Origin of the sequence: Catenuloplanes nepalensis, from assembly GCF_030811575.1 — a bacterium.
Lineage (GTDB): Bacteria > Actinomycetota > Actinomycetes > Mycobacteriales > Micromonosporaceae > Catenuloplanes > Catenuloplanes nepalensis.
On sequence record NZ_JAUSRA010000001.1, the window covers coordinates 1,382,214 to 1,393,547 of the forward strand.

At 73.3% G+C, this 11,334-nt stretch carries 10 protein-coding genes; 8 read left to right on the plus strand and 2 right to left on the minus strand.

Annotated elements, in window-relative coordinates; genetic code table 11:
- Positions 1 to 39 precede the first annotated feature (39 nt).
- The 8 genes from J2S43_RS05790 (at position 40) to J2S43_RS05825 (ending at position 9,931) form a co-directional block, all read left to right on the plus strand.
- A complete protein-coding gene (locus J2S43_RS05790; RefSeq protein ID WP_306827522.1) occupies positions 40 to 726 on the plus strand; it encodes a TetR/AcrR family transcriptional regulator in 687 nt (228 codons plus the stop codon).
- Positions 727 to 909: 183 nt separating this feature from the next.
- Positions 910 to 3,345, plus strand: coding sequence for a sensor histidine kinase (locus tag J2S43_RS05795; RefSeq protein WP_306827523.1), 2,436 nt, complete (start codon positions 910 to 912; stop codon positions 3,343 to 3,345).
- A complete protein-coding gene (locus J2S43_RS05800; protein ID WP_306827525.1) occupies positions 3,345 to 3,749 on the plus strand; it encodes a roadblock/LC7 domain-containing protein in 405 nt (134 codons plus the stop codon). Before J2S43_RS05795 ends, J2S43_RS05800 begins: the two co-directional genes overlap by 1 nt.
- On the plus strand, positions 3,749 to 4,114 hold the full coding sequence (locus J2S43_RS05805; protein WP_306827527.1) for a DUF742 domain-containing protein: 366 nt from the start codon (positions 3,749 to 3,751) through the stop codon (positions 4,112 to 4,114). The genes J2S43_RS05800 and J2S43_RS05805 overlap by 1 nt, the downstream gene beginning before the upstream one ends.
- A gap of 18 nt (positions 4,115 to 4,132) precedes the next feature.
- On the plus strand, positions 4,133 to 4,699 hold the full coding sequence (locus J2S43_RS05810; RefSeq protein ID WP_306827528.1) for a GTP-binding protein: 567 nt from the start codon (positions 4,133 to 4,135) through the stop codon (positions 4,697 to 4,699).
- Between the two features lie 61 nt (positions 4,700 to 4,760).
- Positions 4,761 to 6,386 carry a ricin-type beta-trefoil lectin domain protein gene (locus J2S43_RS05815; RefSeq protein ID WP_306827529.1) on the plus strand — a complete coding sequence of 542 codons (1,626 nt, stop codon included), beginning with the start codon at positions 4,761 to 4,763 and terminating at the stop codon, positions 6,384 to 6,386.
- A gap of 244 nt (positions 6,387 to 6,630) precedes the next feature.
- Positions 6,631 to 7,320 carry a magnesium transporter MgtE N-terminal domain-containing protein gene (locus J2S43_RS05820; protein WP_306827531.1) on the plus strand — a complete coding sequence of 230 codons (690 nt, stop codon included), beginning with the start codon at positions 6,631 to 6,633 and terminating at the stop codon, positions 7,318 to 7,320.
- A gap of 790 nt (positions 7,321 to 8,110) precedes the next feature.
- Positions 8,111 to 9,931, plus strand: a complete 1,821-nt coding sequence (locus tag J2S43_RS05825) for a LysM peptidoglycan-binding domain-containing protein (RefSeq protein ID WP_306827533.1) — start codon at positions 8,111 to 8,113, stop codon at positions 9,929 to 9,931.
- Positions 9,932 to 10,133: 202 nt separating this feature from the next.
- On the opposite strand, the gene J2S43_RS05830 is transcribed toward J2S43_RS05825, so the two are convergent.
- On the minus strand, positions 10,134 to 10,469 hold the full coding sequence (locus J2S43_RS05830) for a nuclear transport factor 2 family protein (RefSeq protein WP_306827534.1): 336 nt from the start codon (positions 10,467 to 10,469) through the stop codon (positions 10,134 to 10,136).
- Positions 10,466 to 11,308, minus strand: coding sequence for a MerR family transcriptional regulator (locus tag J2S43_RS05835; protein WP_306827535.1), 843 nt, complete (start codon positions 11,306 to 11,308; stop codon positions 10,466 to 10,468). The genes J2S43_RS05830 and J2S43_RS05835 overlap by 4 nt, the downstream gene beginning before the upstream one ends.
- Positions 11,309 to 11,334: the final 26 nt, after the last annotated feature.

The window sequence follows — 11,334 nt, forward strand, 5'->3', positions numbered from 1 at the left end:
ACGTTGTAAGGTAGCCGCCGGGTGCAAGGGTGGGATCCGATGAGCGTGGAGGAGCGGGCGCCGCTGACCCGGGAGCGCGTGCTGGCCGCCGCGATGCGGGTGGTGGACGCCGAGGGGATCAAGGCGCTGACCATGCGCCGGCTCGGCGCGGAGCTGGGCGTCGAGGCGATGTCGCTCTACCACCACCTGCCCGGCAAGGAGGCGCTGCTCGACGGGTTGGCCGACGCGTTGATCGCGGAGATCCAGGCCGAGGCCGCGCTGCGGGTCGACGCGGCCGGCTGGAAGGAGCGGCTGCGCCAGACGTTCCTGGCCGCGCGCGTGGTCATGCTGCGCCACCCGTGGGCGCCGGGGATGCTCGGCGCGCGCACGACCGTACCCGCGCGGCTCTTCGCCTATTACGACGGCATCGTCGGGACGATGACCGGCGGGGGACTCTCGCACCGGCTGGCGCACCGGGCCGTGCACGCGTTCGGGACGATGGCGCTCGGCTTCACCCAGGAGCTGTTCCGGCCGGAGGCGGCCGGTGGTGCGGCGGACGTGGACGCGGCCGAGGCGGACCTGACCGCGATGGCGGCGGCGCTGCCGCATCTCACCGCGATGGTGGCGGCGGAGGCGCACGACGCGGCTGATCCGGTCCTCGGATGGTGTGACGGCCAGACTGAGTTCGAATTCACGCTTGCCCTGATCCTGGACGGTCTCGAACGTGGCGCCGCAGGTCAGCGTTAGTCGTTTGTGGACCGTTCACCGTCCACTCAGGCTGGTGCAAACCGGGCGTCTTCGGTAGGGTCGGCGAATCGCCCTCGCTGATCGGGCCCGGTGATCCTGTGCGGCCGGTCGGCGGATGGGGAGGGCCGTCAGCTCCTTTCGCATGCCCGCATGCCCGCACTCGGTCAGGAACCTCGAAGCATCGTGACGAAGCGACCCGATCCCCGCGCTGCGCAGGCGAAGGGCGGACGACAGCAGTCGATCAGCCGGCGGGTCATCCGGCTCGTTCTCATTCCCAGCGTGGTGGCGCTGATCCTGGCGCTGATCGTCGCCGGATACCTGGTCTTCAATGGGTACTACACCCGGGCGGTCGCGACCAGCGTGCGCGAGGTGTCCATCCCGGCGGCCACCGGTCTGGCGAACGTGCAGCGGGAACGCCGCCTGAGCATCGACTTCGCGGCCCGCCCCGGCGCCGCCGCGCAGGAGCTGCAGGAGCAGCGGGTGCGCACCGACGCCGCGCTCGCGGCGATGCGGGAGAGCGCCGAGAGTGCGCTGGCCGCCGCGCCGGACTCGATCACCACCCGGTGGGACGATCTGGTGGCGCGGCTGGACCAGCTGCCGCAGCAGCGCAGCGCGATCGACTACAAGGCCACCTCGCGGGACAAGGTCGCGGAGTACTACGACGGCATTCTGGACTCGGCGACCGCGCTCTTCGACGAGCAGGCCCGGGTGGTGCCGTCCAAGGACGGCGCGCTCGGCGGCAACACCGCGACCGAGGCGTTCCGGGTCTCCGACCTGATGTCCCGATCCGCGTCGGTCATCGTCAGCGCGTACGGTGCCAAGTCGCTCACGCCGGAGGAGCACCGCGCGTTCGCCGGCCTGGTCGGGGCGTACCACGGTGAGCTGGACGAGGTCTCCGAGGCGCTGGAGCCGGCCGCCGGCGAGCAGTACGAGGCGCTGCTGAAGAGCGACGCCTGGTCCCGCCTGATCGCCGCGGAGAACGAGCTGATCGCGGCCGGTCCGTGGGGCAGCACCGTGCCGGCCGGGCTGAACGTCGACGCGGCCGCGTGGGAGGCGTCCAGCGTCGCGATCTCCGACGCGCTGCTGGAGCTGTCGATCACCCAGGCCGACGCGGTCTCCCAGCGCGCGCTCGACGCCGCGAACACCACGCTGCTCACCGCGCTGCTGGTCAGCCTGGCGGCGATCGGAGTCGCGGTGGCCGCGATCGTCTGGGCCGTCCGCCAGTCCCGGATCCTGGTCGACCGCGCGCTCTCGGTGCGCCTGGAGCAGCTCGGTGCGGACGCGGCCACGATGGTGGACAAGCGGCTGCCGGAGATGATGGACCGGCTGCGCCGCCGGGAGAAGGTCGACACCCGCGTCGAGCTGGCCTCCCGCGACTACGGCCAGGACGAGATCGGCCGGCTCGCGGACGTGCTCAACCGCTCGCTGAACGTCGCGGTCGGCGCGGCCGTCGACGAGGCCGCGACCCGCGCCGCCGGTACCGCGATGTTGATGGGCGTCGCCCGCCGCCCGCAGCGCCCGCTGCAGCGCGGCCTGCGCACCATCGAGGAGCTGCAGAACAAGCTCGGCGACGAGGACGTGCTGGCGGAGCTGTTCGACGTCAACCACCAGCTCGCGCAGACCCGCCGCTTCCTGGAGAACCTGGTCATCCTGGCCGGTGGGCAGATCGGCCGCCGCTTCCACAAGCCGGTGCCACTGCGCCGCGTGCTGCTCGGCGCGATCGCGGAGACCCAGAAATATCGCCGGGTCACGCTGCGGAACACGCCGGAGCTGTCGCTCGCCGCGGGCGCGGTCGCCGGCACCACGCACCTGCTGGCCGAGCTGCTGGACAACGCGCTGACGTTCTCGCCGCCGGAGTCGGAGGTCTTCATCAGCTGCGGCCAGGCCAGCCACGGCGTGGTCATCGAGATCGAGGACGCCGGCGTCGGCATGCCGCACGACGCGCTGGAGAAGGCGAACGCGCTGCTCGCGGACGCGCCGACGCCGGACGTGACCGCGCTGCGGGACGGCGCGCAGGTCGGCCTCTGGGTCGTCGCGGAGCTGGCCAAGCGCGGTGGCATCCAGGTGTCGCTGCGGACCAGCGCGTACGGCGGCCTGATGGCGATCGTGCTGCTGCCCACCCGGCTCGTCCTGACCGCGCCGGACGCGGCCACGACGCCGCCGAGCACGCGGGAGCGGATGACCCCGCCGGCGGCCGTTCCCCCGGCCGTCCCGCGGCGCGCTCCCGAGGCGCCGGCGCCACAGACCCCCGCGACCACGGCCGCCCCGGTGGCCGTGGCGGAACCGCCGATGGACGACTCGTACCCCACCGCCGAGATGCCGGCGATCAAGGACGGGATCCCCGCCGTAGGAGGTCAGACGATCGCACCCACCCACGCGCCGCCGGCACCCCGGCCCGCGTCCCGCCCGCCGCTGCCGGTCCGCCGCCCGCAGGAGCACCTCGCGCAGCAGCTGCGTGACGAGCCCCCGGGCCCCGCGCCCGAGCCGCAGGCACCGGAAACCACCCGCTCGCCGGAGCAGGCCCGCTCCCGCCTCTCGCAGTACCAGCGAGGCTGGAAGGCCGGCCGCGCCGCCGACGAGGGGGACGGATCTCGTACCGACGGAGACAGGAAAGCCTGATGGACCCGACATCGCAGAACGATCTCACCTGGATGCTCGACGAGCTGGTGACGGTCCCCGACGTGCATCACGCGGTGGTCCTGAGCGCGGACGGCCTGATCATCCAGAAGTCCACGGCGCTGCCGCAGGACGCCGCGGAGCTGCTCGCGGCCGGCGCGTCCTCGCTGCACAGCGTGGCGGCCGGGACCGGCCGGCGGTTCGAGAGCGGGCCGGTCGGTCAGGTGATCGTGGAGTACCAGGGGCACACGCTCTTCGTCGCGGCGGCCGGTCCGCACGCGCGGCTCGCGGTGCTCTGCGGCCAGGACGTGGACATGGGCACGGTCGCCTACGAGATGGGCCGCCTGGTCACCCGCATCGGCCAGTACCTCGGGACCACGCTGCGAGTGCCGCAGGGAGCCGCCTAATGCCGGACGAGACCTGGTACGGAGACGACGGCGAGCCCGGCGGTCGCCTGGTCCCGCTCTACATGCTGGTCAACGGGCGCACCTCGCCGCGCAACACCAGCCTCAACCTCGCCACCCAGGTGACCGCGCTGCCGGTGGACACCTCGGCGCTGGAGCCCGAGTACCGCGAGATCATCGCCTGCTGCAACGGCTGGATCTCCGTCGCCGAGCTCGCCGCCTACCTCAACAAGCAGCTCACCGTGGTGAAGCTGCTGGTGGATGTGCTTCTGGAGCGTGGCTTCCTGGCGCTGGGCGACCCCGCCGAGCGCACCGTGGCCGACTACCGGCTCCTGGAAACCATTCTCGATCGACTCCAGCGCCTCTAGATAGAAGGACTCTGCTTCGTGAATCGCAAATCGGTCAAGGTGGTGGTCGCGGGCGGGTTCGGCACCGGCAAGACCACGCTCGTCGGCTCGGTCAGCGAGATCGCGCCGCTGACCACGGAGGAGGTGCTGACCGCACCGAGCGAAGGCGTCGACGACCTGACCGGCATCGAGGACAAGACCAGGACCACGGTCGCGCTCGACTTCGGCCGGATCACGGTCAACTCCGACGTGGTGCTCTACCTCTTCGGCACGCCCGGCCAGGACCGGTTCTGGTTCATCTGGGACGAGCTGGCGGTCGGCGCGATCGGCGCGATCGTGCTGGTCGACACGCGCCGGCTGGACGCGAGCTTCCCGGCGATCGACTACTTCGAGCGGCGGCGCATCCCGTTCGTGGCCGCGGTCAACATGTTCTTCGGCGAGTGCCCGTACACCGAGGACGAGATCCGTGGCGCGCTCAAGCTGAACGCGTCCGTGCCGCTGGTCTGGTGTGACGCCCGCGACCGGCAGTCCAGCAAGCAGGCGCTGATCGCGCTGGTCAAGCACGCGATGACCCGGCTACCGGCGGGAACTTCGGCGGGACGTTGAACTCGGGCACGCCGGCGTACGTCATTAATGCCGAACTCCGGCGTGTAGAGAGGTGCGAGTCGTGCCGAACATCAGTCTCCGGCTACCGGCGAGCGGGTCCGGGCGGATCACCGCGGCCATGTGCACGGCCCTGGCGATCGTGGTCCTGACCGCCGCGGTCCTCGGCTGGGGGGTGGCCCGCGCGGACGACGAGAAGATCACCGGCGTCGCCGTCTCGGACGTGCAGCTCTCCGCGGTGCTGCGCGCGGCGCACTCCTGCCCGATGCTCGGCTCGCACCGGATCGCCGGGCAGTTGATGGCCGAGTCCGGCTTCGACAGCACCGCGACCGGCACCGCCTCGGGCGGCTCCGGCCTGGCAGGGCTGACGGACGAGGACTGGAAGAAGTGGGCGCCGTGGCCGGGCGCGCCGCGCACCGACACCACGGCCGGCGCGCTCGCGCTCGCCCACCGGATGTGCGGCCTCAGCGGCGAGCTGCGGCAGGTCGGCGTGGACGGCGACCTGTGGCGGCTCTCGCTGGCGGCGTACCACTCCGGGCTGGACGCGGTGACCGCGACCGGCGAGGTGCCGGAGGCGGCGCGGGTCTACGTCGACGAGTCCGCGGGTTACGCGGCCTACTACGCGGACCTGCCCCAGTTCGGCGGCGCCGGCGCGGCCGAGGTCGTGGACACGGTCGCCGGGGACGTGCCGGAGGCGCAGCCGCTGCCGGACGCGTACGTCGCCCTGGTCGCCGACGCGGGCCGGGTCTGCCCCGAGGTGACGCCCGCCGCGGTGGCGGCCGAGCTGATGGCCGCGTCCGCGTTCGACGAGGGCAAGCTGGGCGAGGCCGGCCGCCAGGGAGTGGCGCAGTTCCGCACGGACGTCTGGTCGCGGTACGCACCGGCCGGCGCGTCCACGTGGGAGCCGGGCTCGGCGATCCCGGCGCTCGGCCGGGTGCTCTGCAAGCTCACCGACGAGCTCGACGGGCTGGAGGGCGATCCGTACGCGGCCGCGCTCGCCGCGTTCCACGCCGGGCCGGACACGGTGCGCCGGGCCGGTGGCCTGCCGGACGTGATGACCCGCGCGTTCCTGAAGAAGGTCACGGACTACACCGAGTACTACCGCCTCGACTCGCGCCTCGGCGCGCCGGTGGCGCCGTCCCCGGTCGCGGGTTCGCCGTCCGCGAGCGCCTCCGCCAGCCCGAAGGCGACGCCGTCCGCGACGCCCAGCCCGACGCCGGGCACGCCGGCCCAGGCCGCCGCCCCCGCCCCGGTCGCACCGGCGCCGCAGGGCACCACGAGCGCGCCGAAGCCGCCGCCGCTGCCCGGCCAGCAGATCACCCACTGGAAAACCGGTAGGTGCATCGACGCCGGAGCGGCCACCGACGGCGTGATCATGACGGTTACGGACTGCAACCCGACGTCCGGGACCGCGCAGCGCTGGGACGTCCGCTCGGACGGCACGATCCGGTCGTACGTGACCGGGCTCTGCCTGGACGTGGCGTGGGCGAAGGTCGACAACAACGTCAAGGTCCAGACCGCCAATTGCAACGGTACGGCCGCGCAGCAGTGGACGATCGCGGACAACACGCTCTACACAGGACTCGACAGCAACTACTGCCTGGACCTGAACCAGAGCGAGGCGGGCCTGCCGGTCGTCATCTGGTGGTGCGTCCACCACGACAAGCAGTCCTGGACCGTCAAGAAGTGACACAGCGTGGCGGCCCGGCGACGACCGGGCCGTCACCCCTGGTCGAACGGGGTGTGATCAGCGCCGTTCGGCGATGGTGTTCGTAACCTGGTCGTGCTATCCAGTCCTGAGCAATCGGTAAGCAGGTCCTCCACGGCCTGTCTCGGCGGCCGGGCGACCACAGGGAGACACCATGCTGATGGGCGGGATGATGCCCGTTACCCAGCTGATACTCATGATCAGAAACTCACCGCCGGCTAACGGCGTGACATTGATGAAAGGTATGCCGCCGGACCGCCTGCCGGTGGTGCTGAAGGAGCTGACCCCGGCCGATCTGGCACGTCTGCTGCCCGTGATGGCGGTGGACTACCGCACCCGGGTCGTCGGGATGCTCTCCGAGGCCCAGCTGATCGGCGTGGCCGGGAAGCTGCCGCAGGAGTCCGCGGTGACGGTGCTGCGCTCGCTGCCGGAGGAACAGCTGGTCGCGATCGTCGACCGGCTTCCCGGCCCGGTGTCGAGCGCGCTCTACGGCTCGCTGCCGTCCGCGGTGCAGCCGGACGTGCTGTCGAAGATGGACCCGCGGCAGGCCCAGGCCGCGGTCGCGCCGCACTACGAGCGGGCGGTCGCGGACGCGCTGGCCAGGGCGAACACGGAGGTTCTGATCCCGCACTCGGGACCGGCCGGGGTGCTGCTGGTGCCGCTGTTCGGCCGCCGGGTGGCGATCGCACCCCGGCACGGCGACGACGGCCGGGTCGCGGTCCGCGACGCGGAGGAGGCGGCCTACCACCACCGGGCCCACGCGGCGCTGGCCATCACGGACCTGCCGGTCGCGGAGGACGTGCAGGCGTACTGCTCGCAGGCCCGCCGCGAGGGCCGTTCGCTGGACACCGCACTGTGGGCCGGCGACCGGCACGACGGCGCACTGAAGAAGGCACTGGTCAGCCTGTTCCGCTGACGCTGCCGAAGGCTGCCGCCGCCCCGCGCGGCGGCAGCCCGCCGCTGCTCGCCGCCGCTGCTGCTGCTCGCCGCCGCCGCCGCTGCTGCTGCTCGCCGCCGCTGCTCGCCGCTGCTGCTGCTGCTCGCCGCTGCTGCTCGCCGCTGCTGCTGCTCGCCGCCGGTTTCCGGCGCTGCTCTCTGCCGCTGCTCTCCGGCGCCGGTTTCCGGCACCGCTCTCTGGCGCTGTTGAACCGATGACGATTGCCGTCGTCGTATGGCAGTCGGCGTCTGGCGGGAGGACGGTGGTGGCCATGGTGCGACGCGGCGTGCCGGTGCGAGGGCGTGTTCGGTGGATCCCGACGGGCTGCGGCGAGGCCCAGGCGCCGCCTGGCCGCACGTCGCACGAGCCCACACACAACACCGGTATGAGGGCTTCCGCGGCGCACACCCGGCCGACACCTGGACCGCGCCTCGCTCCGGTCCCCAGGCCGATACAGGTTCCAGCGGCCAGAGGACGGCGCGGCATGCTGGCGGCAACGGTCCTGCTGGCCGGATGCGCTCTACTGACGCCCACCGCTGCCCATGGTGCGACGGACGCAGCCCTGGAGGTGGCGGGCGTTGCCCGTGGCGCCGCGGGCGCGGCACGGGAAGCGGCGGGGGTGACGCGGGGCACGGCGGGCCCGGCGCGGGAGAGGGCGAGCGCACCGAGGGAGGCGGCGGGCGTGGCCCGCGGCGCTCAGGGCGCGATTCACGCTGGCCAGGGCGCGGCACCTGGTGTGCCGGAGCCGGACGAGACACGGTATTACGTGGTGGGGGAGCCGGTCGATGGCCGGCGGGAGTACCTCTATCAGATCGCGGTGGAGACACTGGGCGACGGAAACCGGTTCCCGGAGATCGTGGCGCTCAACGAGAACCGGGTGCAGCCGGACGGCCGGCGGCTGACCGACCCGGCGGTGCTGGAACCCGGCTGGATCCTGCTGCTGCCGCCGGACGCGGCCGGGCCGTCGGTGCGCGCCGGTGCGCTGCCGTCCGCGCCGGTTGCGGCCGGGCCGCCGGGCGGGGACGGCGGCGGGCAGGTGCGTTCGGCGATGCTGGTAGCTGCCGTGGCGATCGTGATCGCCGCGCTGCTGGGCGCGGTGGTGTGGCGGTGGCCGCGGCGGCGGCGCCCGGCGGACGGGCCGCCGGAAGTGGCGCGGGGATGGTGGCCGGCGGGTTCGCCCGTCGGCGACTCCACCGCCGCGACGGTTCCGTCGCCCGTGTTCGCTTCCGAGGCGACGGCTCGCGCACAGACGGCCTCCGCGGTGCCCACCTCGGAGACCTTCGCGTCGGCGACCCGGCCGGCGAGAACCGGGGCGGCCGACGTCGCGGAGAGCAGATCCGCGACCTTCGCACCTTTCGTCCCGGTGGCCGATGCCTCCCTGGTGCCGCCGGTCTCCCCGGCCGAGTTCCCGTCACTGCCGCCGGACTCACTGGCCGAAGCCCTGTCGGTGCTGCCGGTCTCGCCGGTCGAAGCCCTGTCGGTGCTGCCGGTCTCGTCGGTGCTGCCGGTCTCGCCGGTCGAAGCCCTGTCGGTGCTGCCGGTCTCGTCGGTGCTGCCGGTCTCGCCGGTCGAAGCCCTGTCGGTGCTGCCGGTCTCGTCGGTGCTGCCGGTCTCGCCGGTCGAAGCCCTGTCGGTGCTGCCGGTCTCGTCGGTGCTGCCGGTCTCGCCGGTCGAAGCCCTGTCGGTGCTGCCGGTCTCGTCGGTGCTGCCGGTCTCGCCGGTCGAAGCCCTGTCGGTGCCGCCGGTCTCGTCGCTGCTGCCGGTCTCGCCGGTCGATGCGCTGTCGGTGCCGCCGGTCTCGTCGGTGTCTCCGGCGGGTCGGGAGGTGACACCGCCCGCCGGCTCCACGGCGCCGGTCTTCGCGGCTGGCCCAGAGGCGGTCGGACAGGGGGCATCCCCGGTGCTGGTTCCCGTGGCTGGTCCGGGAGCGGCAGAGCCGGGTGCGGCCCCAGCGCCGATTGCCGCTGCTGGTCCGGAGGCGGCCGGTGAGGCCCCGGCGTCGTTCCCCGCCGGCGGTCCGGCCGTGGCCGGACCCGAAGCCGCTCCGGCACTGGCCGCGGCCGGGCCGAGGCCGGTGGTCGCCGGGGATCTCGATCTCGGGGTGCGCCTGTCCTCCGGTGATCTCGCGGTGCGGCTGACCGGCTCCGGTGCGATGGATCCGCCGCCGTTCGCGTGGAGCGAGCGGGTCGAGGAGGTGCCCGCGATGGCGTTCCCGGTCCGGCTCGGACGGCGGGACGACTGGATCCTGTGGGTGGATCTCGCCCGTGGCCCGGACCTCCTGACCGTCACCGGCCCGGTCGAGAACGCCAGGTTGCGGGCCGCCGAGATCGCGGCGGACGCGCTGGCCGACGGGCATCGGGTCCACGTGGTCGGCGACGTGCTCGGCGAGGCCGAGCCGCCCGGTGTGACCCGGCTCGACGCCTTTCCGGCTGTCGGCGAGCACACGGACCCCGGCCTGGTGATCAGCGGCGGCCTGCGCGGCGCCGACCTCGCCGCCGCCCGCACGCTCACCGCCCGGACCGACGGCCGGGCCGTGGCCGTGCTGGTAGGCAGGGTGCTCCGCGCCCGCTGGTCCGCGGTCGCCCGCTGACCGCACCGGTGATCCGCTCGCTGATCCGCTCGCTGGTCGTGCTCGGTGATCTGCCCGCTGGTCGTGCTCGGTGATCTGCCCGCTGGTCGCGCTCGGTGATCCGTCCGCTGGTCGCGCCCGGTGACCTGCCCGCTGATCGCACCCGGCGATCCGCGCACGCGCGCCGGATGAAGGACCGCCGCTGAGCGGCGGCCGGTCAGGATCAGGGTGCGATGGTGAGGGAGCGGATCAGGTCGCCGGCGACGGTGAACTGGTAGTGGAGGTCGACGACGCCGCCCGGGAAGTCGCCCTCCAGGTGGACGACGACGTGGTGCCCGGTCAGTCCGACCGGCTCGGCCAGCGTCAGCGTGGAGGTGTAGGTCCAGGTGCCGGCGTCCTCCTCCCGCCAGGCGCGGATGGCCTCGCGCCCGACGTGGATCCGGGAGTCGTCGACCACCACCGCGCGTTCGTCGAAGCAGTCCACGAGGGCCGCCCAGTCGTGGTCCTCGGCGGCCCGGAAGTGCCGGGCCAGGAGCGGCGGCAGCGTGATGTCGTTCATGCGGTTCTCCTCGGGGTGGTGGTGAAGACCGGCCAGCCGATCTCGGTGCGCCAGGCCGCCGGGTCCGGGGTGTCGCGCGGCCCGACCAGGTAGGTCTCGTGGATCGGCCCGTCCAGGATCAGCGCGTGCGCGGTGAGGTGGGCGCCGAGCGCGCCGTACGTGACGTCGATGTCGTCGTGCGCGCCGTGGTGGACGACCAGCGCGAGCTCGCGCGCGGGCAGGTGACGCGGCCGCACCCGGCCCGCCGCCACGTCCCGGTCGGTGGGGACGAAGACGGTGAGCCGGCCGGTGCCGTGGGTGAGCAGCTCGTTGTCGTACTGCCCGGCGGGCGGCCCGGCCGGTCGCGCCCCGGCCGCGGCGATCGCGGCGTCGATCTCGCGCATCGCGTCCGCGTACCAGGCCAGTGTCTGCTCTTGGGTGATCACATCGCTGACCGCGGTGACCCGGCGGGCCGGCTCGTGCCGCCGGACCACCTCCAGGCGCGGCGGGTCCGGCGTGAGCAGGCGTTGCAGCGCGCCGACGGCCGCGGTCGTGGCGGCCAGCCGCTCCTGGAGACGGTCCAGGTGGCCGGTGATCAGTGCGGCCCGCTCGTCCGCGTCCGCGCCGAGCAGCCGGGCGATGTCCCGGACCGGCATGTCGAGGTCCCGGAACCGGCGGATGACCTGCGCGGTCGGGATCTGGTCCGGCGAGTAGTACCGGTAGCCGGACCGTGGGTCGACGCTGGCCGGAGCGAGCAGCCCGATGTCGTGGTAGTGGTGCAGGGTCTTGATGCTCAGGTGCGTCATCGCGGCGAACTCGCCGACGCTCAGCAGCGCGGTCACGGCACCAGCCTGCACCATCCGGTAACCGGAGGGTTCCAGCTCCG

What these genes read in the sequence shown, in the direction of transcription:
- J2S43_RS05800 (WP_306827525.1), top strand. Translation starts at nt 3,345, where the DNA reads ATGGACCCGACATCGCAGAACGATCTCACCTGGATGCTCGACGAGCTG.
- J2S43_RS05835 (WP_306827535.1), bottom strand. Translation starts at nt 11,308, where the DNA reads ATGGTGCAGGCTGGTGCCGTGACCGCGCTGCTGAGCGTCGGCGAGTTC.
- J2S43_RS05830 (WP_306827534.1), bottom strand. Translation starts at nt 10,469, where the DNA reads ATGAACGACATCACGCTGCCGCCGCTCCTGGCCCGGCACTTCCGGGCC.
- J2S43_RS05790 (WP_306827522.1), top strand. Translation starts at nt 40, where the DNA reads ATGAGCGTGGAGGAGCGGGCGCCGCTGACCCGGGAGCGCGTGCTGGCC.
- J2S43_RS05805 (WP_306827527.1), top strand. Translation starts at nt 3,749, where the DNA reads ATGCCGGACGAGACCTGGTACGGAGACGACGGCGAGCCCGGCGGTCGC.